We start from the raw sequence: 26,193 nt of genomic DNA on the forward strand, positions 1-26,193 counted from the left end.
ATCAGATCACGAGCGGCGGCGGAGGCCGGTGTCATTGCATGCTGGTTTTTGCATATTGTGTGACGAAACTGGCAGTGCCATAGAGGCACATGCCCAGCGTCGTGCCGCCCGGACTCGTCGAGCTGGCGTCCTTCCTGGAGGGACTGCCCGAGCCGCACATCCTGTGCGACCGCGACTACCGGGTGGTCGCCGCGAACTCGGCCTACCGCCGCGCGTGCGCCGGCGGCGCCGAGGTGGTGGGGGCGCGCTGCTACGAGATCTCGCATCGCTACGCCAGGCCGTGCGACCAGGTCGGCGAGACCTGTCCGCTGTCGGCCTGCCGGCAGACCGGACGGCGCGAGCGCGTCGTCCATCTGCACCATTCCGCCACCGGCGAGATCTACGAGAGCATCGACGTCACGCCGATCCGCGACGCGACCGGCGAGATCGTCTATTTCGTCGAGCGCCTGGAGGAGCTTCCGGTGGGGCGCGGGGTCGCTCACGCCCAGGGGCTGCTCGGCCACTCGCCCGCGTTCCGCCGCATGCTCGACCTGATCTCGCGGGTCGCGCCGTCCGACGCGACCGTGCTGCTGCAGGGCGAATCCGGCACCGGCAAGGAGCTGGTCGCCAAGGCGATCCACGACGCCAGCCGCCGCGCCGAGGGCCCGTTCGTCGTGCTCGACTGCACCGGCCTGCCCGAGACGCTGTTCGAGAGCGAGCTGTTCGGCCACGAGAAGGGCGCGTTCACGGGCGCCGCGACCCGCAAGACCGGCCTGGTGGAGGCGGCGGCCGGCGGCACGCTGTTCCTCGACGAGGTCGGCGACAGCCCGCCCTCGACCCAGGTGAAGCTCCTGCGCCTGCTGGAGACCGGCACGTTCCGCCGGGTCGGCAGCACCGAGCTGCGCCGGGCCGACTTCCGGCTGGTCTCGGCGACGCACCGGCCGCTGCGCCAGATGTCCGCCGCCGGCGAGTTCCGGCAGGACCTGTTCTTCCGCCTGAACACCTTCCCGATCTGCCTGCCGGCGCTGCGCGAGCGCCGGCAGGACATCCCGCTGCTGGCGCAGGCGCTGCTGATGCGGGTGGCGCCCGGGCGCCATCTGCGGCTCTCCCCGGCCGCCGTCGACGTGCTGGTCGCCTACGACTATCCGGGCAATGTGCGCGAGCTGCGCAACCTCGTGGAGCGCGCGAGCCTGCTGTGCGACGGCGGCGAGATCCGCCCCGAGCATCTCGCCGAGGAGGTCCGCCGCGGCAGCGCCGACGCGGCCCCGGCGCTCGATATGGCCCTGGACATGGCGGGCGCCTCCGCCGCGGCCGGCCCGATGCGCTGGGACGCGCTGCAGGCGCAGCTGCTGCGCGACACGGTGGCGGCGCATCGCGGCACCCGCGGCGAGCTCGCCGCGAAGCTCGGCATCAGCGTGCGCACCCTCTATCGTCGCCTGGCCGAGGCGAAGATCGACCTCGACGGCGAGCCGAAACCGGGGCCCGCCGAGCATCCGAGGACGGCCGCTCCCCGGCGGCGGTCCGTTACTCCGCCTTGATGCCCGCCTCGCGGATCACCTTCGACCACTTGGTCTCCTCGCGGTCGATGTCGGCGGCGTACTCTTCCGGCGTGCTGGCCAGCACCTCGGCGCCCTCGTGGGCGAGACGCTGCTGCAGGTCCGGCGCGGCGAGCGCCTCGCGCAAGGCCTTGTTGAGCGTCTCGACGATCGGCCGCGGCGTGCCGGCCGGGGCGAGCAGCCCGTAGCGGAGCACGACCTCGTAGCCGGGCAGCCCGGTCTCCGAGACGGTCGGCACGCTCGGCATCAGGGCCGAGCGCTGCGCACTGGTGACGGCGAGCGCCTTCAGGCTGCCGTTCTGGACCATGGCACGGACCGCCGGGATCGGCGTGAACGACATCTTGATGTGGCCGCCGACCAGATCGTTGAGCACCGGCCCCGAGCCGCGATACGGGATGTGGGTGAGCTTCGCGCCCGACATCGCGACGAACAGCTCGCCGGCGATGTGCGTCACCGTGCCGACGCCGGCCGAGCCGTAGGCGAGCTGGCCCGGCCTGTCCCTGGCGAGGGCGACGAGGGCCCCGGCCGAGGCGACGTCGAAGCCCGGATGCACGACCAGCACGGCCGGCGCCGTGCCGATCATGCCCACCGGCGCGAAGTCTTTTCGCGGGTCGAAGCCCGCGGCCGGATAGAGGCTGGGGCCGATCGCGATGGTGCCGGAATAGCCGAACAGCAGCGTGTAGCCGTCCGGGGTCGCCCGCGTGAAGGCGCGGGCCGCGACCGTGCCGCCGGCGCCGCCGCGATTGTCGACGACGATCTGCTGGCCGAGGATCTCGCTCATCTTGTCGGCGACCAGCCGGCCGACGATGCTGGTCGAGCCGCCCGGCGGGAACGGCACGACGAGCGTGATCGAGCGGTTCGGATAGTCCTGCGGCTGGGCGGCGGCCGGGGACGGGCCCGCGAGCACGCTCGCGCCGATCAGGGCGGCGGCCGCGGCCCGCCGGAACACACGCGCGGACACGCTTCGACTGTTCGTCGACATCGACTCCCTCCAGACATGCGTTTCGCTCCATCACGCGCAGCCGGGCCCTTTGCGGGTCTCTCGCTCGCTGCGTCGTGCCGTCGGTCGTCTCGACTCGCGTGAGGTCCGGCCCGTGGCCGGATCACGACGGCCTCTCGTCCGTCGTGCGCCGCGGCGGCGCGGGCCTCGCACGACCTCAGCTCCGTCGTCCCGGGCCCGGCGCGAGGCGCCGAGCCCGGGCCCATACCCCCTGTCTGTCGTGTGCCGCCGATAACGGGGATATGGATTTCGGGGGGCGCCGCTCAGCGGCGCTCCGGAACGGCGCGCTTCACCGCTTCGCCGCGGCCTGCGCGCCGGCGCTGGCGCCGGCGATGCGGCCGAACACCGAGCCCGACATCAGGCCGGTGCCGCCCGGATAGTTGAAATAGAAGATGCCGCCGACCAGCTCGCCGGCGGCGCAGAGACCCGGGATGACCCGGCCGTCGGTGTCGATCACCTGCGCGGAGGTGTCGACCTTGAGGCCGCCGAACGTGAAGGTGATGCCGCAGGTCACCGCATAGGCCTCGAAGGGCGGCGTATCGATGGTGTTGGCCCAGTTGCTCTTGGGCACCGCGAGCCCGCGGGTGCAGCGCCCGTCCTTGACGTTGGGATCGAACGGCACCTCGGTCGTCACGGCGGCGTTGTAGGCCCGGATGGTCGCGAGCGCCTTGTCGGCGTCGACGTCCTCGAGCTTCCTGACCAGCTCCTCCAGCGTGTCGGCCCGCACCTTGGTGACCTGCTTGATGCGGTACTCGTCGCGCAGCATCGGGATGATCTTGGCGTCGAACACCTGCCAGGCGAACTGGCCCGGCTGCATCAGGATCACCCGGCCGTACTTCGCATAGGTGTAGTTGCGGAAGTCGGCGCCCTCGTCGACGAAGCGCTCGCCGTTCGCGTTGAGCATGATGCCCCACGGATAGGAGTGCTTCTGGAAATTGTCGCCGACCGCGAGGTCGCCGAACTCCGGCGCGTTGCGGTCCCAGCCGACGGCGTGCGAGCCCGACCAGTTGCCGGTCGCCATCGCACCGATCTCCAGCGCCATCCTGATGCCGTCGCCGGTGTTGAAGCGGGTGCCGCGGATCTTGGCGAGTTCCCAGTTCGGCCCGAGATAGCGGGTGCGCCACTCGGTGTTGGCCTGGAAGCCGCCGGCGGCGAGCACCACGGCGCGGGCGGCGATCTCGCGGGTCCGGCCCTGGTGGCGGACGCGCACGCCCTTGACGCCGTCGTCGTCGGCGATCAGCGCGGTGGCGCGGGCCTCGTAGACGACCGCGATGCCGTTCTTCCGGGCCGCCGTGGTCAGCGCCTCGACGAGGCCCGGTCCGCCGCCCCACGCCTCGACCGTGAGGCCGCCCCAGAACTTGAAGCGGCCGTCGACCTTGTAGGCCTGGCGGCCGTAGATCGGCGCGAAGCGCACGCCCTTGCCGCGCATCCACTGCATGGTCTCGCGGCTCTTCGTCACCAGCAGCTCGCACAGGTCCGGGTCGGTGCGATACTCGGTGACCCGGCCCATGTCGTCGAAGAACTTCTCCTCGGTGTAGGTGCCGAAATCCGTCACCGCGATTTCCTGCTCGGTGAGGTCGGGCATCAGTGCCTCGAGGTCCTCGACGCCGTCGTAGACGCAGCGGAAGGCGCCCGCCGTGAAGCGCGAGTTGCCGCCCGATTCGTCCTCCGGGGCCCGCTCCAGCACCAGCACCGAGACCCCGTGCTCGGCCGCCGCCAGCGCCGCGCAAAAGGCCGCGTTGCCGCCGCCCACCACCACCACGTCCACGGCCGACGGCAGCTCGCCCATCGCCCTCACCCCTCCGATTCCGGCCCGCCATTTTCGGGTCCGTTCGTATACAATAAGATACGAACACACACGGTCGTCAAGCGCCACGTTCGATGCTGGAATGGGGACGGCGCGAATCGGCGCCGGGCGCCGCCCCTCGGCGGCCCGAACCAGAGAGGCGCGACCCGCACCATGCCGGCAGCGAAGGACGACAGGCCCCCGGAGCCCGAGGCCGGGCCGGCCGCGGCGGGAGCCGCCGGGCCGGGCCTCGCCCGGCCGGGGCTCGACCGGGCGGCGCTCGAGCGCGGCGCCCTGCCGCTCGGCGAGGCGGTGTTCCGGGCGCTGTGCGGGGCGCTGCGCGACGGCGTCTACCGGCCGGGCGACCGCATCGTCGAGGACGAGGTCGCCCAGAAGCTCGAGGTCAGCCGCACGCCGGTGCGCGAGGCGCTCGGCCGGCTGCTCGCCAAGGGCCTGGTCGAGCACGCCGGCGGCCGCGGCATGGTGGTGCGCCGGCCCGACGCCGCCGAGGTGCTGGAGCTCTACGCCATGCGGGAGATTCTGGAGGGGGCCGCGGCGCGGCTGGCGGCCGGCCAGGCGAGCGCGCCGGAGATCGACACCCTGGCCGAGCTCGCCGAGTCCTTCGCGACCGCCGACGACGCGCGAAAGATGGCGCGGCTCAACCGGCTGCTGCACGAGGCGATCGTGCGGGCCGCCCGCAACCGCTTCCTCGACGGCGCGCTGCGCGAGATGCAGGACGCCATCGCGCTGCTCGGCCCGACCACCTTCAACGTCGCCGGCCGGCCGGCGACCGCGGTGGCCGAGCACGCGGCGATCGTCGCGGCGATCGCGGCGCGCGACGCCGACGCGGCCGAGCAGGCGGCGCGCGCCCACATCCGCGAGGCGCTGCGGGCGCGGCTCAAGCTGATGCAGGGCGCCGGCTAGGCCGGCCCGGACGGCCGGCGGCGCCTCACCGGTCGTCGAGGCGCCGGATCAGGGCGCGCGTCTGGGCGATGGTGGCGCGGCTCTTGGCGACCTGCTCGCGATGCACGGCGCAGGCCTGGTCGGAGCTGGAGACGCGCTCCGCCGCCCCGTCGATCAGCACCCGGGATTCCGTGCAGGCGGCGCGGGTGAGGTCCTGCATGGCGACCTGGCGCGCCTGGCGCGAGCGCGGCCGGTTCCTGGCCCAGCTCGCCTCGGTCCAGCTCGCCTCGGTCGAGGCCGGCTCGGTCCCGGTCGTCGCCGCAGGCGCGCCTGCGGACGGAGCGGCTTCGGTCGGCGTGCCGCCGGTCCGGGCCGCGGCAGGCTCGCCTGCATGGACGGGAGGATCGCGGGGACCGCGCATGGCCGTGCTCCGTTCTGCCGAACAGGCGGGAGCACAAGCCTCTCTCAGCCACCGGCGCCCATGGGGTCGTGGCCGGTGATCCATGGCAACGAACTCGCCCCTGTATGGTTCCGGCCCGGCCGAAAGAAACCGCCGCCCGACGGCGCGGCGCCCGGCGCGGCCTCCCGCCGGCCGCATCCCCGGCCGCGGCGGAACGGATTCCGGACCGGCGGCTTCTACGAAGGCCGGTACAGCCGCCGGTCTTCGCGGGAGACGCACGGAATGACGGTCGCGCTGGTAACGGGCTCGGGCGGCTTGGTCGGCAGCGAATCGGTCCTCCACTTCGGCGGCGTCTTCGACCGGGTGATCGGCATCGACAACGACATGCGCGCGCGCCTGTTCGGCGCCGAGGCGTCGACCCGCTGGCTCTCCGCCCGGCTCACCGAGCGGCTGCCCAACTACCGGCACCACGACGTCGACATCCGCGACGAGGCCGCGGTCGGCCGCATCGTCGCGGCCTACGGGCGCGACCTGAAGCTGATCGTCCACACCGCCGCCCAGCCCTCGCACGACTGGGCCGCGCGCGACCCGCGGGCCGACTTCACCATCAACGCCAACGGCACGCTGGTGCTGCTCGAGGCGATGCGCCGGCACGCGCCGGACGCCGTGTTCGTCTTCACCTCGACCAACAAGGTCTACGGCGACACGCCCAACCGGCTGCCGCTGGTCGAGCGCGAGACCCGCTTCGAGATCGACCCGACGCACCGCTACGCGGCGCACGGCATCGACGAGACCATGACGCTCGACCAGTCGACCCACAGCCTGTTCGGCGTCTCCAAGGTGGCGGCCGACGTGCTCGTGCAGGAGTACGGCCGCTATTTCGGCCTCAGGACCGCGGTGTTCCGCGGCGGCTGCCTGACCGGGCCGAACCATTCCGGCACCCAGCTGCACGGCTTTCTCGCCTACCTGATGAAATGCACCATGGCGGGCCGCCCCTACACGGTGTTCGGCCACAAGGCCAAGCAGGTGCGCGACAACATCCACTCGGCCGACCTGATCGCCGCGTTCGACGCGGTGTGGCGCGACCCGCCCTGCGGCGAGGTGTTCAACATCGGCGGCGGCCGGGCCGCCAACTGCTCGATGCTGGAGGCGATCGCGCTGTGCGAGGAGATCGCCGGCCGCCGCCTCGCCTGGCGCTACGAGGACGAGCCCCGCCTCGGCGACCACGTCTGGTACGTCAGCGACCTGCGCCGCTTCCAGGCCCGCTACCCGCACTGGCGCATCACCCGCGACATCCGCCGCACCCTGCAGGACATCCACGACGGCCTGCTGGCCCGCGAGGCGCCGCTCGGCCTGACGGCGTGACGCCCGTCTCCCCACCGCGGCGCCCGGGCTGCGCGTCCGGCGACGCCCTGCTATAAGTCCGCCGAGCCGGGCGAGGCCCGGGCGCGTTCGACGGACCCGTCATGCTGGAGCCCAAGCCCGAAGACCGCCGCGGCCTCGACGCCGACGTCGCGATCCCGCTGGTCGTCGATCTCGACGGCACGCTGCTGCTCGGCGACTCGCTGGTGGAGAGCTTCAGCGTCGTGCTGTTCCGCAAGCCGGTCGCCGCCGTCGCTGCGCTGCTGGCGATCCGCGACCGCGCCGCCTTCAAGCGGCGGCTCGCCGGCCACGCCCTGCTCGAGCTCGCCGACATGCCGTGGCGCGAGGACCTCGTCGCGCTGCTGCGCACCGAGCGGGCGCGCGGGCGGCCCGTGCATCTCGTCACGGCGGCCGACCAGGCGGTCGCCGACGGCGTCGCCGAGGCGCTCGGCCTGTTCGACAGCGCCACCGGCAGCGACGGCGTCCGCAACCTCAAGGGCACGGCCAAGCTCGCCCATCTGCGCGAGCGCTTCCCCGACGGCTTCCTCTATGCCGGCGACAGCCCGGCCGACCTGCCCCTGTTCGCCGCCGCCAGGGGCGCGGTGCTGTGCGACGTGGCGAAGCGCGTCGCCGGCGCGGTCGCCCGCTGCGGCACGCCGGTGCTCGGCGTCCTGTCGCGGCCGCGGCCGGGCGCCCGGGTGTGGCTGCGGGCGCTGCGCGTCCACCAGTGGTCCAAGAACGTGTTGCTGTTCGTGCCGCTGTTCGTCGGCCACGTGTTCACCGATCCGGCCAAGGTCGCGGCCGCGGTCGCCGGCTTCCTGGTGCTCTCGCTGATGGTGTCGGGCACCTATCTGCTCAACGACATCGCCGACCTCGGCGCCGACCGCAAGCATCCGACCAAGCGGCGCCGCCCGTTCGCCAGCGGCGCCCTGCCGCTGTCGCTCGGCCTCGTGGCGGCGCCCGTGATGATCGTCTGCGCGATCGCCGCCGGCGCCCTGCTGTCGCCGGACTTCGCCCTGATGCTGCTGATCTACCTGGCGCTGACCACGGCCTACTCGCTCGCCCTGAAGCGCGAGGCGCTCACCGACGTGTTCGTCATCGGCTGCCTGTTCACGCTGCGGGTCGCCATGGGCGCGGCGGTGATCGGCCTCGGCCAGTCGCCCTGGCTCCTCTCCTTCGCGCTCGCCTTCTTCCTGTCGCTGGCGCTCGCCAAGCGCCACGCCGAGGTGATCCGGGCCGCCCGCAGCGACGCCCGCGAGATCGCCGGCCGCGGCTACACGGGCGACGACTGGCCGCTGACCCTGGTGTTCGGGGTCGGCGCCGGGCTGTTCTCGCTGGTCATCATGCTGCTCTATCTCACCAACGACGCCTCGCCCTCGGGCTTCTACCGGCACGCCGCCTGGCTCTACGCCGTCCCGGTGCTGATGGCGCTGTGGCTGCAGCGCATCTGGCTCCTGGCGCAGCGCGCCGAGCTGAACGACGACCCGGTCGTCTTCGCCCTCGCCGACCCCCGCAGCCTCCTCCTCGGCGCCGCCGTCGGCGCGGCGTTCTTCGTGGCGATCTGAGACTCTCTCCGTCATCCTGAGGTGCTCGCGCAGCGAGCCTCGAAGGATGAACGGCCCCGGAGTCACGGGCCGTCGCCCTTCGAGGCCCGGCTCTGCCGGGCACCTCAGGGTGACGGGACAAAGCCTGTTCGGAGCCCTTCACCCCCGCGCCGCGAACGAGAAATGCTTGTGGCCGAGATAGCTGGTCACGGTCGGCACGGCGACGCCGACGACGTGCGCCACGGTCTCGGCGTGCCAGGCGAAGCCGATCGCCGGAAACACGGCGCGGGCGAGACCGACGCTGACGATCCACACCTGCACGATCGCCGCCGCATTGACGATGGCGAAGCGGACATACTCCTGGTGGGCGGCGCGGCCCGACGGCGCGAACACGAAGGCGCGGTTGAGGACGAAGGCCACGGTCATGCCGCACAGATAGGCGACCGCGACGGCGGCCTCGTAGGACATCGCGAGGCTCAGCGCCATCCGCGACAGCACGTTGACCAGCGCCGCGGTGCCGCCGGCGGCCAGGAACAGCACGAAGCGCCAGCGGGCGCGCGGATCGGAGGCGGCGGTCCCGCCCGTGTCCGGCGGCTCCGGCACCGTCACGGCACGCGCTCCGCCATCTCCCGGCCGAGCCGGACGCTCTCGGCGATGCCGCGGTCCTCCGGATAGTAGAACGCCGTGTCGGCGATCTGCAGCCCGCGCACCGACGTCTCGACCGGCGGCAGCATGGTCGAGAACCCCGGCGGACACACCGGCTGGGCGTGGCGCAGCCGGCCGATCTTCACCGCGACCACGTCCTCGTCCCGCAGCGCCGGCTGCAGCATCTTCAGACAGCCCAGCGCCTCGGCCCGGAACGTCGCGTCGTCGCGCGAGAACTCCGGCCGGTCCGGCGGCATGTAGTACGGCACGTAGACGACCGTGTCGCCGGTCGGCCGCAGGTTGGAGAACTCGACGATGCCGGGAATGGCGAAGCGCGGGTCCGCGATGTTGACCCAGAAATGCGGCGTGATCGACCGCTTCAGCCGGACCAGCACGCAGACGACGCCGATGTTCTCGATCGCGTCGTAGCGGGCCCGCTCGGCGGCCGGCATGGCCGGCACCAGGGCGCTCACATGAGGCGTCGGCACCGTGCAGATGACGGCATCGGCCGGAAAGACCTCGCCGCCGGCCGTGACGCCCGCCACGGCGCCCTCGGCGATGTCGATGCGCTCGACCGGAACCCCGCAGCGCACCGTTCCGCCCTGCCGTTCGACCGCGGCGACCAGCGCATCGACCAGCGTCTGCGAGCCGCCCTCGATGTAGCCGAGCTCCTCCTGGAACAGCGAGCGCCGCGACGTGCCGAGCCGCCTGATGCGGGTCCAGATCCAGGCCGCCGAGACGGTGTCGGCGTGCTGGAAGAACTTCAGCCGGAACAACGGCGCCCACATCCGCTCGTAGACGCGCGCGCCGCACCAGCGCGTGATCCAGTCGCGCGCCGAGACGGTGTCGAGCGCCCGCCAGTCGCGGCGCTTCGTCTCGATGGCCATCATGGCGCCGTAGCGCAGCTTCTCGACGAACGACAGGCCGGGGAAGCGCAGCAGCGACACCGGGTCGCCCCAGGGATGCAGCGAGCCGTCGACGTAGTAGCCCATGCTGGTCGGCACCCAGCGCATGCGGTCGCCGAGGCCGAGCTCGCTCATCAGGTCGAAGGTCGGCCGGTCGGCGCGGCAGACGAAGTGATAGAAGCGCTCGATCGACAGCCCGGCGAGATCGAGATGTGCCGCCATGCCGCCCGGCTCGGGGGCGGCCTCGAGCACCGTCACGGCGTGGCCGCGCCGGCCCGCATGGTAGGCGGCCGCGAGCCCCATGGCGCCGGCTCCGACCACGACGACGCGCGCCATGCTCAGAACTCCAGCACGACGTCGGAATAGACCGGATGCCGGAACGTCTCCTCCAGCGCCGCCTGCAGCGGCGTCGCGCGGACGCCGAACAGGCCCGGCCAGTCGATCACCTCGAACACGTCGGGTGTCACCAGCGCCTCGAGCTGGCGCGTGGTGAACGGCGGATCGCCGTCGAAGCGCGCATAGAGCCAGAGCAGCGCCCAGAACGCCGCATACGGGATGCGCACGATCGCGGCCTTCGCGCCGCTCGCCTGCTTCACGGCGCGCATCAGGTCGATGTAGTCGATGCGCTCCAGCCCCGAGATGTTGAACGTGCCGGACGGCCGCCGCGCGATGCACGCCGTCACGATGTCCGCGAAGTCTCCGGCATAGAGCGGCTGGCGCAGATAGCGGCCGTCGCCGGGGATCGGGAACACCGGCACCTTGCGCATGAAGCGGGCGAGCCAGCCCAGATGCTTGCGGTCGAACCAGCCGAACATCAGGGTCGGGCGCAGCACCACGCAGTCGAGCCCGGAGGCCAGCACCAGCGTCTCCTGCCCCGCCTTGGTTTCGACGTACCAGTCCTCGGCGGCCGAGGTCACCACCGACGAGCTGACATGGACGACATAGGGCCTGCGCGCCGCCACCGCCGCGAGCAGGCGCTCGGTCGCCGTGACGTTGTTCGCCACGAAGACATCGCGGTCGAGGCTGCCGATCTGGGCGTGCAGCACGACGAGCACGTCGGCGGTGGCGACCGCCTCCTGCCAGCCGTCGTCGCGGGCGAGGTCGGCCTCGATCACCGTGACGTCGGGGTGCAGCCGGCGCAGCGTCGCCGTGTTGGCCGGGTGCTTGTCGATGGCGACGATGTCGCGGACGCCGCGCGCCTTCAGCCGCGGCATCAGGTTCTGCCCCACCAGCCCGGCGGCTCCCGTGACGGCCACGCGCAGCGCGGATGGGGTTTCGTCGGCCATCGGAATCCCGGAAGCTGGTCGGTCGACTCACGCCGCATCCGGAGGGCGACGCGCGCCTCCCGGTCGGGCACCGGCAGGCTCGCTTAACGCAGTCGGACGGCGCTGGCCATTGAAAAAGCCGGCCGGACGCCGGTCCTGCACCGCGGTCAGATGCGCAGGCGCCTGAACACGAACCACGGCAGGTTGCGGATGATCGCCATGATCACCCACCAGAACCACGGCGCATAGACGACCCGCCGGCCCTTCTCGACCGCCCGGACGATGTCGGCGCCGACCGCGTCGGGGCTGGCGAACAGCGCCCCCTTGGCGATCGCGTCGGTCATCGGCGAATCGACGAAGCCGGGCTTCACCGTGACGATCCGCACCGGCGTGCCGGCATGCTTCTGCGCCAGCCCTTCGAGGAAGCGGTCGAGCCCGCCCTTGGCGGCGCCGTAGACGAAGTTCGAGGCACGGCCGCGGTCGCCGGCGACCGAGCCGATGGTGATCAGGGCCAGCGGCGCCTGCGGCGGACGATCCTTCAGGAGCGCCAGGATCCACAGCGCCACGCTGACGAAGTTCACCTCGAAGGCGTGCCGCGCGGCGTCGAGATCGCGTTCGCTCTCGGCCTGGTCGGGAAGCTCGCCATAGGCGATCAGCACCTCGTCGGGCTCGCCGAAGCGCCCGCGCAGGTCCGCCGCCCGCGTCTCGATTCCGGCGAGGTCGGCGAGGTCCATGGTGGCGATCTCGGCCGCCGGCGCGCCGGAGGCGCGCAGGTCGTCGGCCACGGCGGCGAGCCGCGTGGCGTTGAGGCCGACCAGCAGGAACGAGGCGCCGGTGGCGGCGCGGCGGCGGGCATAGGCCTGCGCCATCGCCGAGCTCGCGCCGAGCACCAGGATGCGGCAGGGCGCGCTCATGCGGCGTCTCCGGTCACGCGTCGCCAGAAGTCCGAGCCGAAGGCGGGGTCCCGCCACGCCTCGACGCTGCGCCATTCGGGATAGCCGGCCCGGAACATGTCGGGCGTCATCACGGAGTCCTTGGCGGGATAGAGGCGGCCGCCGGCCGCCGTCGCGATCTCGGCGAGCGTCAGGAGCAGGCGGCGGGTCCGCTCGCCCTTGTTGGGGAAGTCGAGCGCCAGCGTCGCGCCCGGCATCGGGAAGGACAGCACGCCGCCGGAGCGCGATTCGCCGAGCAGCTTGAGCACGGCCAGGAACGAGCCCTGCCCCTGCGCCGCGGTGGTCTCCAGCAGCCGCACGACGGTGTCGCGCGCCGCCGGGAACGGGATCACCGACTGGTGCTGGTAGAAGCCGCGCTTGCCGTAGAGGCGGTTCCAGGCCGCCAGCGTGTCGAGCGGATAGAAGAACGGGTCGTAGTGCTGGGTACCGGCGCCGAGCGCATAGGGGCGCTTGCGGTAGAGGGCGTTGAAGGCCCGCATGGTCAGGCTGTTGAGCAGCAGTCCCGGCGGCTCCGGCGCGAAGCCGAGCCGCGGCGGCCTGTGGATGTCGAGGCCGCCCGTCTCGGCCCAGCGGCCACGCATGAACAGGCCGCGGCCGAGCTCGCGCCCCTTGGCGAGGCAGTCGACCCAGGCGACCGTGAAGGGCCAGTCGCGGCTCGCCTCGGCGATGCGGAAGAAGTCGTCGACGTCGGCGATCGCCAGCGTCTCGATGGCGAGCCGGGCCGCGCGGATCGGCACCAGCGTCATCTCCACCCACGCGATGAAGCCGGTCATGCCGAGGCCGCCGATCGTGGCGGCGAACAGCTCGGCGTTCGCGTCGCGCGACAGGGTCAGGGTCTCGCCGGTCGAGCGCCGCAGTCCGAGCCGCTCGACATGGGCCCCGAAGCTGCCGGCGGTCTCGTGATTCTTGCCGTGCACGTCGTTGGCGACGGCCCCGCCCAGCGTCACGAACTTGGTGCCGGGCGTCACCGGCACGAACCAGCCGCGCGGCACGATCACCCGCAGCAGCCGGTCGATCGAGAGGCCCGCCTCGGCCCGCACCCGGCCGGCCTGCAGGTCGATCCACTGCAGGCGGTCGAGCCGGTCGGTGACCATCAGGCGGCCGCCGGCATTGAGGCAGACGTCGCCGTAGGAGCGGCCGAGCCCGCGGACGAGCAGCGGGCTCCCGGGAGCCCCGACGATCGCCGCGGCGTCGTCCAGGAAGGGCGGCCGCGAGACCGCGTGCGGCAGCCGGCTCAGCCGGCCCCAGGCGGAGACGTCGGACATCGCGGCGGTCGGCGTCGTGCTCATGCGGACGGTGTATCCTCGCGAAGCGGCGGCGGGCAAGCCAGGGGACGTGTCGGGGGCGGTCCCTCAGGCGGCGGAGCGGGGCGTGGACAGGCGCAGCGCCGCCGGCACGGCCAGGAAGCCCGCCGCGGTCGCGTACCAGACGGTGCCGAGGCGCAGGATGGCGGTCGCCACCAGGGCGACCTCGGTCGGCACGCCCTGAAGGCCGAGCAGCATCACCATGACGATCTCGAAGCCGCCGACGCCGCCCGGCAGCATGGTGAGGCCGCCGACCACGCCGGCGAAGGCGAACACGAAGGTGGCGGCGAGGAGGTCGACCGGAGCGCCGAGCAGGTGGAGGACGATCCACAGCGACACCGCCTCGGCGAACCAGGAGGCGATGCCGAGGGTGAGAGCCACCACGAAGGCCCGGCCCTGCATCACCAGGGCGGTGTTGCGGACCATGTGGCGGAGATGGACGAACAGCCGCGGCTTGATGCGGACCACCGCATAGGCGGTGTTCAGACAGGCGATCAGCAGGCGAGGCCGGGCGAGCAGCAGCGTGCCGGCCGCCGCGACGGTCAGCACGGCCAGCACCGAGCCGCGATACTGCTCGAAGCCCGTCAGGCCGGCCAGGCACAGGAGCAGCATGGCGTAGACGTCGCTGATCCGGTCGCCGAGCTGGAGCGCGATGCCGCGCCGGTACGTGAAGGCGTATTTACGCTTCATGAACCACAGCCGCACCATCTCGCCGATCTTGCCGGGCGACATGGTGAGCGCGAAGCCGGCGACGTAATAGACCGACATCTCGCCGAACGGCACCGAGAGGCCGAGCAGCCGCGCCAGATAGACGAAGCGCCAGGTGCGGATCGCGTAGTTGAGGGTGGCGAAGGCGACCACCACGAGGACCAGCCAGACCGGCGCGTCGGCCAGCACCCGGACCGCCTTGTCGAGGTCGTTGCGGGCGGCCAGCACCACGATGGCGGCGAGCAGCGACAGGCCGGCGAGCGTCGCGGCGACCACGGCGGCGCGACGCAGCGCCGGGCGCAGCACCATGGCGCTCTCGGGCGCGGCCGCGGCCACGGATTCGGACAGCGCCGTCGTCGCCGGCATGATCGCCCCCTGCCCTCCTGGTCGGCCCGTGTCTGACATCCACCCTCACCTTACCAGCGCTACGTAAATGAATTGCGCCCGGAATTGGGGCGCCGCAGAGGCCTCGGGCGCCTGCCCGGCGGGTTGCGGCCCGGCCGGGCCTCCCGCTCCCGGCGGCGACGCCTTGACGTTCCGGCGGGAGCCCGCTTTATCGCCGCGTCCGGCCTTGCGACCGCCGTGCCACGGCGGCTGCCCCGGACCCCGGGGAGACCGACCATGCCGGCAGCCGACAGCATCGCGGCGCATTTCGAGAGGTCGCGCGAGGCCATGGAGCGCGCCGCGACCGACGCGGCGCTGCTCGACGCCATCGCCGAGATCGCCGCGGCGATCACCCGATCGTTCCGCTCCGGCGGCAAGCTCCTGATCGCCGGCAACGGCGGCAGCGCCGCCGACGCGCAGCACATCGCGGCCGAGTTCCTGTCGCGGATGAACTACGACCGCGACCCGCTGCCGGCGATCGCGCTCACCACCGACACCTCGGTGCTCACCGCGGTCGGCAACGACTACGGCTTCGATCTGGCCTTCGAGAGGCAGGTGCGCGGCCTCGCCCGCGCCGGCGACGTGCTGATCGCGATCTCGACCTCGGGCCGCTCGCCCAACGTGCTTGCGGCCCTGAAGGCGGCGAAGAAGCAGGGGGTCGTGACGGTCGGCTTCACCGGCGAGGGGCCGCGCGACATGGCGGCACTGTGCGACCACGTGCTCGCCGCGCCGTCGTCGTCGACCCCGCTGATCCAGCAGATCCACATCGTCGCCGCGCATGCGATCTGCACCGTCGTCGAGGACGCGCTGTTCGGCGGACCCCACGGCTGACCGGCGTCGAGCCAAACACGGTTGATCAGGTTCGCCGTCATTCCGGGGCGCACCGAAGGTGCGAGCCCGGACTCCAGCGGCAGGCTCCGAATTCTCGGCCGGAGTCCGGGTTCGCGGCTCCGCGCGCCCCGGAATGACCACCGCAGCGATCAGCGGCCCCCGTATCACCCCGGCGCGCCGTCCGCCTCGCGGCCGCGCAGGCGCGCCGTCGCGGCGGCGAGCAGCAAAGCGAGGCCGAGCCCGGCGATCAGCGGGCCGCGCTTGAGCAGGCTCTCCTTCTGGCGCGCCACGAAGCCGGCGAGGCCGCCGCGGCGCCGCTCCTCCGAGTCGTCCTGCCCGAGCAGCACCGGCGGCAGCCGCTCGCGGATGCCGGGCTGGGCGAGCGCGAAGGCGAGCCGCTCCGCGGTCGGATAGGGAATGTGCAGGGGCGGCCGGTCCTGCAGCTCGCGGATGTCGCCGGAGGCCAGATAGGCCTTCACCCGCTCGGTCTGAATGACCGCCATGTCGCGACGGTAGCCGATCTCGAACAGGGTGCTGCCGTTGAACCAGCGCCCCGCCCCGGCCGCGACGACCAGCACCCAGACGCTGGCGGCCGCGGCGAGCCGCCGCCCCCCCGCGCCGGCGCGGGACAGCGTCCACAGCAGGATGGCGAAGTTCAGCACCAGGCCGACCGCGAAGATGTCGAGATAGCGCGGCGCCGGGAAGGCGGCGCCGCGCCCGTAGACGATCGCCAGGGCCTGCAGGGCGACCCAGACCCACAGGCCGAGCAGCAGCCAGCCGTGGTGGCGCAGGCCGGGCCGCTCGCGCCACAGCGCCGCGGCGACCAGGGCCACGGGCGCCTGCACGAACAGCGCCACGGCCGCCAGCAGGCCGAGAGCGACGTGCGGCGCGACGACCGGCCAGGCCCCCGCCGAGAGCAGGCTGCGGACGAAGGCCAGCACGGTCGCCGGACGCAGATGGTCGTTGCCGGGCAGCACCGGCAGCAGCAGCCAGGAGCCGACGAACAGCGCGGCATAGACCGGCAGCGCCGCCCATTCGCGGCCGCCGCGCCGCTGCCCGGCGGCGATCTGCAGCACCGCGACCGTCAGCACCGCGAGCAGCGCGACGCCGCCCGAGGCCATGCCGAGATAGGCCGCGCAGGCGACCGCGAGGCCGGCCCACCAGCGCGGCCCGAAGGCCGGCGCCGGCACCAGCAGCACGAGGCCGGCGACGCTGAACAGCAGCAGGAAATAGAACTGCGACTGGAAGCCCCACAGGGTGTTGTCGGAGCCGAACGGCAGCCCGAACACCAGCGCCGCGAAGCCGCACAGCGCCAGCCGCTCGCCCGCCCCGAGGCCGCGGAGCAGGACCGCCAGCACCAGGGCGAGCGTGCCGACATGCAGGACCGCGCCGGCCACCATCTGCAGGATGGGGTCCCAGCGGTCCTGCAGCGCGAGCAGGCCGATGGCGAGCAGGCGGGTGAACAGGATGCGGTGATCGACATGCGGGGCGAGCAGCTCGGCGAGGCCGAGCCGGCCCTGGAGCCAGGCCGGGTAGATCAGCACCGCCTCGGCGTCCCACTGGTCCCAGAACGGGGTCGGGCTGCCGTGGCTGGCGATCAGCCACAGCTTGGCGCCGAGCACGACCAGCAGACAGCCGGCCGGCGGCGCCAGCCGCAGCGCGGTCGCGCCGGCCTGCGCGAGGCGCCGGCGCGTCTCGGGCGGAAGCCGGAGGCTCGCATGCATGGTCGGGTCCGGTTGTCCGCGGCGCGGCGCCGCTCAGTCGCGCCGGTAGTCGTCCTCGAGCCGGACGATGTCGTCCTCGCCCAGATAGCTGCCGGTCTGCACCTCGATCAGCTCGAGCGGAATCTTGCCCGGGTTGGCGAGGCGGTGGACCGTGCCGATCGGGATGAAGATCGACTCGTTCTCGTGCACGATCGAGCGCCGGTCGCCGGTCGTCACCTCGGCGGTGCCGCGCACCACCACCCAGTGCTCGGCCCGGTGATAGTGGCGCTGCAGCGACAGCTGGGCGCCGGGCGACACGACGATGCGCTTCACCTGGTAGCGCTCGCCGCGGTCGAGCGAATCGTAATGGCCCCACGGGCGATGGCACAGCCGGTGGGCGGTCGCCTCGGCACGGCCCTGCTTCTTGAGCATCGCCACCGCCCCCTTGACGTCCTCGGCGCGCGAGCGCGGCAGCACGAGGACGGCGTCGGGCGTCGTCACGATGACGAGGTCCTTGACGCCGAGCGCGACGGTGAGCCGGTCCTCGGCGTGGACGATGCAGTCCTGCGCCTCGAGGGTCGCGACCGGGCCCGACACCACGTTGCCGGCCTCGTCGCGCGGCGCGATGTCGAACACGGCGTCCCACGAGCCGATGTCGGACCAACGGAACCGGCCCTCGATCACGGCGGTGCGGTCGGTGCGCTCCATGACGGCGTAGTCGATCGACTTCTGCGGCGCCGCCCCGAAGGCGTCGGCGTCGAGCCGCACGAAGCCGAGATCGAGCGACGCCTTGTCGACCGCGGCGACGACGGCCCGCTCCATCTCGGGCTCGAAGCGGGCGAGCTCGGCGAGCAGCGTCTCGGCGCCGAACAGGAAGTTGCCCGAGTTCCACAGATAGCCGTCGGTGACGTAGCGGGCCGCGGTCGCGGCGTCCGGCTTCTCGACGAAGGCGTCGACCCGGGCGACCCCGTCGATGCCGAGCGTCTCGCCCCTGCGGATGTAGCCGTAGCTCGTCTTCGGCGCGCTCGGCAGGATGCCGAAGGTGACGATGCGGCCCGCCTCGGCGGCCGCGAGGCCGGCCGCGCAGGTCGCCTCGAACACGTCCTGGTCGAGGATGACGTGGTCGGCGGCGATCGCCAGCACCACGGCGTCGGGGTCACGCTTGCGGGCGAGCGCCGCGCCGGCCGCGATGGCCGGGCCCGAATCGCGCCGCATCGGCTCCAGCACGACGGTCGCGTCGATGCCGAGCTCCTCGGCCTGGGCCTTGGCGAAGAAGCGGAAGTCGTTCGCCGTCATGACGATCGGCGGACCGAACAGCTCCGGCGAGGCGACCCGCGCCAGCGCCTGCTGGTAGGTCGAGCGGTCGCCGACCAGCGGCAGGAACTGCTTCGGCATGGCGTCGCGCGACACCGGCCACAGGCGGGTGCCGGAACCGCCGGCGAGCAGGAGGGGGATGATCTTCGGTCGAGCCATCGGAAACCGTGCGGGTTAGTTCGTACCGGGGCGACGGCGCGTGCGCCGCGAGCGAAGGCGTCCGGGCGGCCGGACCGGAGGGCTTCCCAACGCGCCGGCGACTGCTTAAGGCATTTTCGGCCGGAACGGAAACGCCGCGCGCCGACGTGGTGAACCGCCCGGCCGGCGCCGCGCCGGCGGGCGCCGCCCGCCCGACCCGTGGACCGCCGTCTCTGGACCGTCATCTCTGGATCGTCATCTCTGGATCGTCATGCGTGCTCTCGTCCTGGCCGATCGTCCGGCCCCCGGCGGCCCCGCCGGAGCCGCCCTGCTGCGGCCGGTGGCCGGCGTCCCGCTGCTTCTCCGCCAGATGCGTGCGCTCGCCGGCGCCGGCGTCCGCCGGCTGGCGGTCGCCGCGGACGGGCCGGAGGCGCCGGCGATCGCCGAGCTCGCGGCCGGCGAGGCGGCGGCGCTCGGCCTGACGCTCGACCGGGCCCCCGGCGAGGACGGCGCGCCGGTCCTGGTGGTCGACGGGCCGGTGCTGTTCGATCTCGACCTCGCCCGGCTCGCCGCGGCCCATGCGGCGCACGCGGCCGCCCTCACCGTGGTGGCGCAGCCGACCCTGCGGCCGCGGGAGAGCGATCTCCTGGCCGAGCGCGACGGCCGCCTCGCCGCCGTGTTCCCGAAGGACCGGCCGGACCCGCAGGACCAGCGCAACCTGTCGCCCGCCGGCCTGTGGCTCGCCGGACCCGGCGCCCTGCCCGGCCGCGGAGGCGAGCCCTGGCGTGACCTCTGCCGCGACGTGGTGCCGGCCCTGCTGGCCGCCGGCCGCCCGGTGGCGGTCCATCGGACCACCGAATACCTCGCCCGGGTCGACGCCGCCGCCGCCCGCGCCGCGGCCGAGCGGGATCTGGCCGCCGGCCGCCCCGAGGCGCTGCGCCTCGCGCATCGCCGCCCGGCCCTGCTGGTCGACGTCGACGGCGTCCTCAACCACGATCCCGGCCCGCAGGGCACGCTGGCGCCCGACGACATCGTGATGGTGGACGGCGCCGGGGCGGCGCTCGCCCGCGCCCGCGCCGCCGGCTTCGTCATCGCCGCCATCACCAACCGGGCCCAGGTGGCGCGCGGCGACGTCTCGTTCGAGGCGCTCGACCGCATCCTCGGCCGGCTGGAGGCGCTGCTCGCCGCCGATGGCGGATACCTCGACCACATCTATGTGTGCCCGCACCACCCCGGGCCCTTCCCGCATGGCGGGGTGCCGGAGCTGGTCCGCGCCTGCGAGTGCCGCAAGCCCGGCACGCTGCTGTTCCGCCGTGCCTTCGCCGAGCTGCCGATCGATCCGGGGCGCGCCTGCATGGTCGGTGACAGCACCCGCGACATCATGGCGGCGCACGCCGTCGGCATCCCGGGCTACGGGGTGATGACCGGTCACGGCTGCCGCGACACCGGCCGGGCCCGCGACGGCCTCGACGGCACCCCGGACCGCATGTTCGCCGACATCGGCGCCGCCGTGGACGTCGTGCTGGCCCAGGCCTGACGCCGCCGCATCGCAGCCATGGCCTTGCGCCGCGCCGGCGGCCGCCTAGTCTGTCGGCATGAGCGATGTGCATTTCTTCGAGCCGGGCCGCGGCCACGGCCTGAGCCACGATCCGTTCAAGGCCATCGTGGCGCCCCGCCCGATCGGCTGGATCTCCACCCTCGGCGCCGACGGCGTGGCGAACCTCGCCCCCTACAGCTTCTTCAACGCGGTGTCCGACAAGCCGCCGATGATCGCGTTCTCGTCGGCGGGGCGGAAGCACAGCCTGGCCAACGCCGAGGCGACCGGCGAGTTCGTCTGGAGCATGGCGACGCGCGCCCTCGCCGAGCCGATGAACGCCTCCTCGGCGACCGTGCCGGCCGACGTCGACGAGTTCGTGCTCGCCGGCCTCGACCCCGCGCCGAGCCGGCTCGTCAAGCCGCCGCGGGTCGCGGCGTCGCCCGCCGCACTCGAATGCCGGGTGCTGCAGATCGTCGAGCTGAAGGACCTCGCCGGCACCTCGGCCGACCACTGGCTGGTGATCGGCCAGGTGGTCGGCGTCCACATCCGCCGCGCGTTCATCCGCGACGGCCTGTTCGACACCGGCGCGGCGCATCCGATCATGCGGGCCGGCTACCGCGACCATTATTTCGAGGCGACCCCGGAGACGCTGTTCCGGATGACGCGGCCGGGGTGAGCTGTTTGGTCATTCCGGGGCGCGCCGCAGGCGCGAAGCCGGAATCCAACCACCGGCTCTGCACTCTCGGCTGGATTCCGGGTTCGGCGCTGCGCGCCGCCCCGGAATGACCGACAGAAACTACCGCGGCATCGCGTCGGGCACGGCGGGGCCGCCGGCCCGCTCGGGCGCCTGCCCGGACTTCTTGAGGATGCCGGTGGTCGAGTGGCCCGGCACGATGTCGACCAGCACCACCTCGCCGCCGTCCGCCTCGACGATCTCGTGGCCGACCACCTGGTCGACCCGGTAGTCGGAGCCCTTCACCAGCACGGCGGGGCGCAGCCGGCGGATCAGCTCGATCGGCGTGTCCTCCTCGAACACGGCGACGAGGTCGACCGCCTCCAGCGCGGCCAGCACGTCGGCGCGCGCCGCCACGTCCTGGATCGGCCGCCCCTCGCCCTTGAGGCGCTTCACCGAGGCGTCGCTGTTGAGCCCGACCACCAGCCGGTCGCAGGCGGCACGCGCCCGGCTCAGCACCCGCACGTGGCCCGGGTGGAGAATGTCGAAGCAGCCGTTGGTGAAGCCGATGCGCAGCCCCTGCGCCCGCCACGCCGCGACCCGCTCGGCCAGCACCGCGTCGTCGAAGACGATCTTCTCCTCCGAGGCGAGCGCCGCGGCGGGCAGCAGCTGCGAGCGCAGCTCGAGCGCCGAGACCGTCGCGGTGCCGCGCTTGCCGACCACCACGGCGGCGGCCGCGTTGGCCATCCGCATCGCCGCCTCGAAGCCCGACTCGGCGGCCAGCATCAGGGCCAGCACGGCGACCACGGTGTCGCCGGCGCCCGACACGTCGCGCACCCGCACCGGGTTCGCCGGCACGTGCACGGGCGGACGGAGCGCCTGCTTCAGCAGCATGCCCTCCTCGCTCAGCGTGACGAGCAGCGCGTCGCTCTCGGCGGCACGGCGCAGCTCCTCGGCCGCCTCGGCGACGTCCTCGAGCCCGCCGAGCGGCCGCCGCGACGCCTCGCCGAGCTCCTTGCGGTTCGGCGTGATCAGGGTGGCGCCGCGATAGACCGAGAAGTCGCGCCCCTTGGGGTCGACCACCACGGGCTTGCCCAGCGCCCTCGCCCGCTCGATCACGCCGCGCACGACGCGCGGGGTGAGCACGCCCTTGGCGTAGTCGGACAGCACCACGGCGCCGGCGGCCGGCAGCGCCGCCTCGACCTCCGCCAGGATCGCGTCCTCGATGGCGACCGGCACCGGCGAGACGCGCTCCCAGTCGGCGCGCAGCAGGTGGCTCGAATAGTGCTCGGAGACGAAGCGCAGCTTTCTGATCGTCGGCCGCAGCGGGTCGACGACGAGCCGCGCGTCGACCCGGCCGTCGCGGCGGGCGAAGGCGGCGCGCAGCGTCTGCCCGGCCTCGTCGTCGCCCACCACGCCGACGAACACGCAGGCGGCGCCCAGCGTCGCGATGTTGCAGGCGACGTTGCCGGCGCCGCCGATGATCGTCTCCTCGCGCTTGACCGCGATCACCGGCACGGGCGCCTCGGGCGACACCCGCGACACCTCGCCGTAGACGAACTGGTCGAGCATCAGGTCGCCGACGCAGATCACGGTCTGCGAGGGGATGCGCGAGAGGAAGACTTCGAAGTCGAGCATGGGTCTGTCCCGAACCTCGCCACCGTCATTCCGGGGCGGCGCGCAGCGCCGAACCCGGAATCCAGCGGCGAACTCTGCATGCGTCGCTGGATTCCGGGTTCGCACCTGCGGTGCGCCCCGGAATGACGACGGAGACGATCGGCCTCACCTGTACCGGTCCGCCCGGTCGAGGAAGCCGGTCACGTAGCGGCCGACGGCGTCCTCCAGCCGGGTGAAGCCGCCGTTGTACCCGGCACGCCGCAGCTTCTCGACCGAGCTCCGGGTGAAGTACTGGTACTGGTCGCGGATGGACAGGGGCATGTCCACGTATTCGATGTTGGCCGGCCTGCCGAGCGCCGCGAAGGCGGCCGTGATCAGCTCGCGGAAGCTCCGCGCCTCGCCGGTGCCGACGTTGAAGATCCCCGACACGGTCGGCGTGTCGAGGAACCAGCGCAGCACCGCCACGGCGTCGTCGACGCAGATGAAGTCGCGCCGCTGGTCGCCGTCGGCGATGCCGTCGCGATGCGACTTGAACAGCGTGACGGTGCGATCGGCCTTCACGTCGTCGAAGCGCTTGGCGACCAGGCTCGCCATCTCGCCCTTGTGGTACTCGTTGGGGCCGAACACGTTGAAGAACTTCAGCCCGACCCATTGCGGCGGCAGCGCCTCGCCGCGCGCCTGCCGGTTCTTCAGGGCGAGGTCGAACAGGTGCTTGCTCCAGCCGTAGAGATTGAGCGGCCGCAGCCGGCGCAGCGCCTCCAGGCTCTCGTCGTCGACGAAGCCGCCGTCGCCGTTGCCGTAGGTCGCGGCCGACGAGGCGTAGACGAACGGCGTGCGGTTCGCCGTGCACCAGTCGAGCAGGCGCAGCGACAGGCGGAAGTTCGACTCCATCACCTCGTCGCCGTCGCGGGCCGTGGTGTCGGAGTTGGCGCCCATGTGGATGACCGCGTCGAGCCGGCGGCCGTCCAGCCAGCGCGCCAGATCCTCGGGCGGCACGAAGTCGGCGATCTCGCGCTTCGCCAGGTTCTTCCACTTGGCGTCGCAGCCGAGCCGGTCGTTCACCACCACGTCGGTGCGGCCGGCCTCGTTGAGGCTCGCCACCACGTTGGAGCCGATGAACCCCGCTCCCCCCGTCACCAGAAACATCGTTCCGCGTCCCGTCCCGGCTCGGCCCGCGCGGCCGGCCGGGTTCCCTAGCCCTGCCGCACACCGTTGTGCAACACGGTATTTTTCGACGGTTCGGCGACCCGCCGGGCCGCCTCTGGACTTCCGGGCCGCGCCGGGCTAGCGCCTCCCACGCATGACGCCGCCGGTCGCCCCCTCCCCGAGCCCCGCCCCCGCCCGCACCGGCGGGCCGCCGCTGCTCATCGTCCCCTACATGTGGATCGGCGACTTCGTCCGCTGCCACAGCGTGGTGCGCGTCCTGAAGGCGCAGGACCCGGAGCGGCCGGTCGACGTGCTCACCACCGCCATGGTTGCGCCATTGCTCGACTACATGCCGGGCGTGCGCAAGGGCATCGTCTGGGATCTGCCGCGCGGCCGGCTCGCCTACGCCGAGCACCGGGCGCTGGCGGCGCGGCTGAGGCCGGAGGGCTACGGCCGGGCGCTGATCATGTCGCGCAAGTGGAAGGCGGCGCTGGCGCCGTTTCTCGCCGGCATCCCGGTCCGCACGGGCCTCCTGGGCGAGATGCGGTTCGGCATCGTCAACGACCTGCGCTTCGGCGAGAAGCGGCTGCCCCGCATGATCGACCAGTGCGCCGTGCTCGCCCTGCCGAAGGGCGCCGCGCGGCCGGCCGAATGGCCGGTGCCCGAGCTGGTCGTCCCTCCCGCCGAGATCGCCGCCTGGCGCAGCCGCATGGGGCTCGGGAGCGGCCGGCCGGTGGCGGCGCTCGCGCCCGGCGCGGTCGGCCCGTCGAAGCGCTGGCCGTCCGGGTCGTACGGCGCGGTGGCGAAGGCGCTGGCCGCCGAGGGCTTCGACGTCTGGGTGCTGGGCGGTCCCGGCGAGGCGCCGCTGGCGGCGGAGATCGCCGGCCTCGGCGGCGCGCGGGTGCGCGACCTCACCGGTCCGGATCTGCGTAACGCCATTCTCGGGCTCGCCGCCGCCGACGTCGCGGTGTCGAACGACTCGGGCCTGCTGCACGTGTCGGCCGCGATCGGCACGCCGACCGTGGGCATCTTCGGCCCGACCAGCGCCTGGCACTGGGCCCCGCTCAACCCGATCGCCGCCACCATCGAGACCACCACCGTGGTGCCGTGCCGGCCCTGCCACAAGCCGACCTGCCGGATGGGCCATCACGCCTGCATGCGCGACATCCCGGCCGCGACCGTGCTCGACGCCGCGCGCCGCGCCGTCCGCACCGTCTCGGCCTGATCCGCCGACCCGGGATCGGCGCTCCCCGATTCGGACGGTGGTCGCACCGCATCCGTGGCGCTCCCGATTCCGCCGGCCGGTGTGGTGCTGTACGACCGTTCCGCTCGTGACGTTTGCCGTCGACCCGCTTCCGCGCGCCCGGCAACCGCGGAACGGACGTGCCCATGACGTGTCCCGACGGCGCCGTGGCCTGCCGCGTGTCTCCGGATCGCCTCCGCGATTTCGCGAGCGCCGTCCTCCGCAGCCTCGGCATGGCCGACGACGACGCGGCGCTGTGCGCCGACACGCTGGTGCAGGCGGATCTCTGGGGCCATCAGAGCCACGGCGTGCTGCGCCTGCCCTGGTACGCGGCGCGGCTGAAGAGCGGCGCCTGCGATCCGCGCGGCCGTCCCGAGATCGTCGTCGACGCCGGCGGCATCGCCGTGATCGACGGCCACGACGCCATGGGCCAGGTGGTGACGGCGTTCGGGGCGCGCGAGGCGATCGCCCGCGCCCGGCGGCACGGCATCGCCGCGGTCGCGATGCGCAACTCCAATCACTTCGGCACCGCGATGTACTTCACCCTGATGGGGCCGCCGCAGGGGTGCGTCGCGTTCCTCGCAACCAATGCGAGCCCGGCGATGGCGCCCTGGGGCGGACGCCGGAAGACGGTGGGCACCAATCCGTGGTCGTGGGCGGCCCCGGCGGGCGACCGGGCGCCCCTCGTGCTCGACATCGCCAACACGGGCGTGGCGCGCGGCAAGATCTATCTGGCCCGCCAGGAGGGCCGGTCGATCCCGGAGGGCTGGGCCCTCACGGCGGACGGCGCGCCGACCACCGATCCGACCGAGGCGATCGCCGGCATCATCCTGCCGATGGCGCAGCACAAGGGCTACGGCATCGCGCTGGTGATGGACGTGCTCGCCGGCGTGCTCACCGGCAGCGCCTTCGGGGCGGACGTGCACGGCCCCTACGAGCCCGGGCAGCGGAGCGGTGCCGGGCACCTGATGATCGCGATCGACATCGCCGCGATCCAGCCGCTCGACGCCTTCACGGCCCGCATGGGCGAGCTGATCATGTCGCTCCGGCGGGTGCCGACCGCGCAGGGCTTCGACGAGATCCTCTATCCGGGCGAGCTCGAGGCCCGCCGCGACGCCGAGAACCGGCGGTGCGGCCTCGCCTTGCCGGCCGACACCCGCGCCGACCTCGCGCGGCTCGCCGCCGAGACCGGCCCCGCCGCCGCGCTGCCGTTCTGACGAGATGCCCCGGATGCTGATCACGACCGACCGACGCCGTCACGGACGCTTTCGCAGATGCGAAGACGAGCATGACGGCA

Annotated in this window: 22 protein-coding genes; 9 read left to right on the forward strand and 13 right to left on the reverse strand. The window is 73.1% G+C overall.

The genetic code is table 11. The features are described from left to right. Positions 1-89: 89 nt before the first annotated feature. Positions 90-1,517: a sigma-54 interaction domain-containing protein gene (locus tag J2S22_RS16715; RefSeq protein WP_272778522.1), complete on the forward strand. Its 1,428-nt coding sequence runs from the start codon at positions 90-92 to the stop codon at positions 1,515-1,517. Here the strand turns inward: J2S22_RS16715 and J2S22_RS16720 are convergent. Beyond that, positions 1,504-2,496, reverse strand: coding sequence for a Bug family tripartite tricarboxylate transporter substrate binding protein (locus J2S22_RS16720; protein WP_272778523.1), 993 nt, complete (start codon positions 2,494-2,496; stop codon positions 1,504-1,506). The genes J2S22_RS16715 and J2S22_RS16720 overlap by 14 nt on opposite strands. Positions 2,497-2,824: 328 nt before the next feature. Continuing rightward, positions 2,825-4,324 (reverse strand): FAD-dependent tricarballylate dehydrogenase TcuA, encoded by a 1,500-nt coding sequence (gene tcuA / locus J2S22_RS16725; RefSeq protein WP_272778524.1) that lies wholly within the window; start codon positions 4,322-4,324, stop codon positions 2,825-2,827. Positions 4,325-4,495: 171 nt separating this feature from the next. Here tcuA and J2S22_RS16730 point away from each other — a divergent pair, with 171 nt between their 5' ends. Beyond that, positions 4,496-5,245, forward strand: coding sequence for a GntR family transcriptional regulator (locus tag J2S22_RS16730; protein ID WP_272778525.1), 750 nt, complete (start codon positions 4,496-4,498; stop codon positions 5,243-5,245). 25 nt (positions 5,246-5,270) lie between these two features. On the opposite strand, the gene J2S22_RS16735 is transcribed toward J2S22_RS16730, so the two are convergent. Next, on the reverse strand, positions 5,271-5,645 hold the full coding sequence (locus tag J2S22_RS16735) for a hypothetical protein (protein WP_272778526.1): 375 nt from the start codon (positions 5,643-5,645) through the stop codon (positions 5,271-5,273). Between the two features lie 261 nt (positions 5,646-5,906). On the opposite strand from J2S22_RS16735, the gene J2S22_RS16740 reads away from it, so the two are divergent. After that, positions 5,907-6,989, forward strand: a complete 1,083-nt coding sequence (locus J2S22_RS16740) for an NAD-dependent epimerase/dehydratase family protein (protein WP_272778527.1) — start codon at positions 5,907-5,909, stop codon at positions 6,987-6,989. A 101-nt stretch (positions 6,990-7,090) separates the two neighbouring features. Then, positions 7,091-8,551 (forward strand): UbiA family prenyltransferase, encoded by a 1,461-nt coding sequence (locus J2S22_RS16745; RefSeq protein ID WP_272778528.1) that lies wholly within the window; start codon positions 7,091-7,093, stop codon positions 8,549-8,551. A 138-nt stretch (positions 8,552-8,689) separates the two neighbouring features. Here the strand turns inward: J2S22_RS16745 and J2S22_RS16750 are convergent, their stop codons facing one another. The 6 genes from J2S22_RS16750 to J2S22_RS16775 form a co-directional block, all read right to left on the reverse strand. Then, complete coding sequence (locus J2S22_RS16750; protein ID WP_272778529.1) at positions 8,690-9,139, reverse strand: GtrA family protein; 450 nt, start codon at positions 9,137-9,139, stop codon at positions 8,690-8,692. Then, on the reverse strand, positions 9,136-10,416 hold the full coding sequence (locus J2S22_RS16755) for an NAD(P)/FAD-dependent oxidoreductase (protein WP_272778530.1): 1,281 nt from the start codon (positions 10,414-10,416) through the stop codon (positions 9,136-9,138). Before J2S22_RS16755 ends, J2S22_RS16750 begins: the two co-directional genes overlap by 4 nt. A gap of 2 nt (positions 10,417-10,418) precedes the next feature. Then, positions 10,419-11,366: an NAD-dependent epimerase/dehydratase family protein gene (locus J2S22_RS16760; protein WP_272778531.1), complete on the reverse strand. Its 948-nt coding sequence runs from the start codon at positions 11,364-11,366 to the stop codon at positions 10,419-10,421. 146 nt (positions 11,367-11,512) lie between these two features. After that, positions 11,513-12,259, reverse strand: a complete 747-nt coding sequence (locus J2S22_RS16765; RefSeq protein ID WP_272778532.1) for an SDR family NAD(P)-dependent oxidoreductase — start codon at positions 12,257-12,259, stop codon at positions 11,513-11,515. Next, the gene (locus J2S22_RS16770; protein ID WP_272778533.1) at positions 12,256-13,587 is read right to left on the reverse strand and encodes an FAD-binding oxidoreductase; all 1,332 of its coding nucleotides are present in this window, start codon (positions 13,585-13,587) and stop codon (positions 12,256-12,258) included. The genes J2S22_RS16765 and J2S22_RS16770 overlap by 4 nt, the downstream gene beginning before the upstream one ends. A 63-nt stretch (positions 13,588-13,650) precedes the next feature. After that, positions 13,651-14,676: a lysylphosphatidylglycerol synthase transmembrane domain-containing protein gene (locus J2S22_RS16775; protein ID WP_272778534.1), complete on the reverse strand. Its 1,026-nt coding sequence runs from the start codon at positions 14,674-14,676 to the stop codon at positions 13,651-13,653. A gap of 255 nt (positions 14,677-14,931) precedes the next feature. On the opposite strand from J2S22_RS16775, the gene J2S22_RS16780 reads away from it, so the two are divergent. Beyond that, entirely contained in the window at positions 14,932-15,525 is a 594-nt protein-coding gene (locus tag J2S22_RS16780; RefSeq protein WP_272778535.1) for a D-sedoheptulose 7-phosphate isomerase, read from the forward strand. Between the two features lie 164 nt (positions 15,526-15,689). Here J2S22_RS16780 and J2S22_RS16785 read toward each other — a convergent pair whose 3' ends face one another. Beyond that, entirely contained in the window at positions 15,690-17,249 is a 1,560-nt protein-coding gene (locus J2S22_RS16785) for a hypothetical protein (RefSeq protein ID WP_272778536.1), read from the reverse strand. A 33-nt stretch (positions 17,250-17,282) separates the two neighbouring features. Continuing rightward, the gene (locus J2S22_RS16790) at positions 17,283-18,701 is read right to left on the reverse strand and encodes a mannose-1-phosphate guanylyltransferase/mannose-6-phosphate isomerase (protein ID WP_272778537.1); all 1,419 of its coding nucleotides are present in this window, start codon (positions 18,699-18,701) and stop codon (positions 17,283-17,285) included. Between the two features lie 250 nt (positions 18,702-18,951). Here J2S22_RS16790 and J2S22_RS16795 point away from each other — a divergent pair, with 250 nt between their 5' ends. Both J2S22_RS16795 and J2S22_RS16800 read left to right on the forward strand, forming a co-directional pair. Continuing rightward, complete coding sequence (locus tag J2S22_RS16795) at positions 18,952-20,217, forward strand: HAD-IIIA family hydrolase (RefSeq protein WP_272778538.1); 1,266 nt, start codon at positions 18,952-18,954, stop codon at positions 20,215-20,217. Positions 20,218-20,275: 58 nt separating this feature from the next. After that, positions 20,276-20,893, forward strand: coding sequence for a flavin reductase family protein (locus J2S22_RS16800; RefSeq protein ID WP_272778539.1), 618 nt, complete (start codon positions 20,276-20,278; stop codon positions 20,891-20,893). 120 nt (positions 20,894-21,013) lie between these two features. Here the strand turns inward: J2S22_RS16800 and rfaE1 are convergent, their stop codons facing one another. After that, positions 21,014-22,528, reverse strand: coding sequence for a D-glycero-beta-D-manno-heptose-7-phosphate kinase (rfaE1, locus tag J2S22_RS16805; protein ID WP_272778540.1), 1,515 nt, complete (start codon positions 22,526-22,528; stop codon positions 21,014-21,016). A gap of 144 nt (positions 22,529-22,672) precedes the next feature. Continuing rightward, positions 22,673-23,653 carry an ADP-glyceromanno-heptose 6-epimerase gene (rfaD, locus tag J2S22_RS16810; protein WP_272778541.1) on the reverse strand — a complete coding sequence of 327 codons (981 nt, stop codon included), beginning with the start codon at positions 23,651-23,653 and terminating at the stop codon, positions 22,673-22,675. A gap of 154 nt (positions 23,654-23,807) precedes the next feature. On the opposite strand from rfaD, the gene waaF reads away from it, so the two are divergent. Beyond that, positions 23,808-24,878, forward strand: coding sequence for a lipopolysaccharide heptosyltransferase II (waaF, locus tag J2S22_RS16815; protein ID WP_272778542.1), 1,071 nt, complete (start codon positions 23,808-23,810; stop codon positions 24,876-24,878). Between the two features lie 164 nt (positions 24,879-25,042). Beyond that, positions 25,043-26,113 (forward strand): Ldh family oxidoreductase, encoded by a 1,071-nt coding sequence (locus J2S22_RS16820; RefSeq protein ID WP_272778543.1) that lies wholly within the window; start codon positions 25,043-25,045, stop codon positions 26,111-26,113. Positions 26,114-26,193: the final 80 nt, after the last annotated feature.

Origin of the sequence: Rhodoplanes tepidamans, assembly GCF_030813915.1 — a bacterium.
In the GTDB taxonomy this organism is placed as follows: Bacteria; Pseudomonadota; Alphaproteobacteria; order Rhizobiales; family Xanthobacteraceae; genus Rhodoplanes; species Rhodoplanes tepidamans.

Excerpts from the sequence above, each read along its gene's own strand:
- J2S22_RS16715 (WP_272778522.1), top strand. The coding sequence starts at position 90 with ATGCCCAGCGTCGTGCCGCCCGGACTCGTCGAGCTGGCGTCCTTCCTG.
- tcuA (WP_272778524.1), bottom strand. The coding sequence starts at position 4,324 with ATGGGCGAGCTGCCGTCGGCCGTGGACGTGGTGGTGGTGGGCGGCGGC.
- J2S22_RS16730 (WP_272778525.1), top strand. The coding sequence starts at position 4,496 with ATGCCGGCAGCGAAGGACGACAGGCCCCCGGAGCCCGAGGCCGGGCCG.
- J2S22_RS16735 (WP_272778526.1), bottom strand. The coding sequence starts at position 5,645 with ATGCGCGGTCCCCGCGATCCTCCCGTCCATGCAGGCGAGCCTGCCGCG.
- J2S22_RS16740 (WP_272778527.1), top strand. The coding sequence starts at position 5,907 with ATGACGGTCGCGCTGGTAACGGGCTCGGGCGGCTTGGTCGGCAGCGAA.
- J2S22_RS16745 (WP_272778528.1), top strand. The coding sequence starts at position 7,091 with ATGCTGGAGCCCAAGCCCGAAGACCGCCGCGGCCTCGACGCCGACGTC.
- J2S22_RS16755 (WP_272778530.1), bottom strand. The coding sequence starts at position 10,416 with ATGGCGCGCGTCGTCGTGGTCGGAGCCGGCGCCATGGGGCTCGCGGCC.
- J2S22_RS16760 (WP_272778531.1), bottom strand. The coding sequence starts at position 11,366 with ATGGCCGACGAAACCCCATCCGCGCTGCGCGTGGCCGTCACGGGAGCC.
- J2S22_RS16765 (WP_272778532.1), bottom strand. The coding sequence starts at position 12,259 with ATGAGCGCGCCCTGCCGCATCCTGGTGCTCGGCGCGAGCTCGGCGATG.
- J2S22_RS16770 (WP_272778533.1), bottom strand. The coding sequence starts at position 13,587 with ATGAGCACGACGCCGACCGCCGCGATGTCCGACGTCTCCGCCTGGGGC.
- J2S22_RS16775 (WP_272778534.1), bottom strand. The coding sequence starts at position 14,676 with ATGCCGGCGACGACGGCGCTGTCCGAATCCGTGGCCGCGGCCGCGCCC.
- J2S22_RS16780 (WP_272778535.1), top strand. The coding sequence starts at position 14,932 with ATGCCGGCAGCCGACAGCATCGCGGCGCATTTCGAGAGGTCGCGCGAG.
- J2S22_RS16785 (WP_272778536.1), bottom strand. The coding sequence starts at position 17,249 with ATGCATGCGAGCCTCCGGCTTCCGCCCGAGACGCGCCGGCGCCTCGCG.
- J2S22_RS16790 (WP_272778537.1), bottom strand. The coding sequence starts at position 18,701 with ATGGCTCGACCGAAGATCATCCCCCTCCTGCTCGCCGGCGGTTCCGGC.
- J2S22_RS16795 (WP_272778538.1), top strand. The coding sequence starts at position 18,952 with ATGCGTGCTCTCGTCCTGGCCGATCGTCCGGCCCCCGGCGGCCCCGCC.
- J2S22_RS16800 (WP_272778539.1), top strand. The coding sequence starts at position 20,276 with ATGAGCGATGTGCATTTCTTCGAGCCGGGCCGCGGCCACGGCCTGAGC.
- rfaE1 (WP_272778540.1), bottom strand. The coding sequence starts at position 22,528 with ATGCTCGACTTCGAAGTCTTCCTCTCGCGCATCCCCTCGCAGACCGTG.
- rfaD (WP_272778541.1), bottom strand. The coding sequence starts at position 23,653 with ATGTTTCTGGTGACGGGGGGAGCGGGGTTCATCGGCTCCAACGTGGTG.
- waaF (WP_272778542.1), top strand. The coding sequence starts at position 23,808 with ATGACGCCGCCGGTCGCCCCCTCCCCGAGCCCCGCCCCCGCCCGCACC.
- J2S22_RS16820 (WP_272778543.1), top strand. The coding sequence starts at position 25,043 with ATGACGTGTCCCGACGGCGCCGTGGCCTGCCGCGTGTCTCCGGATCGC.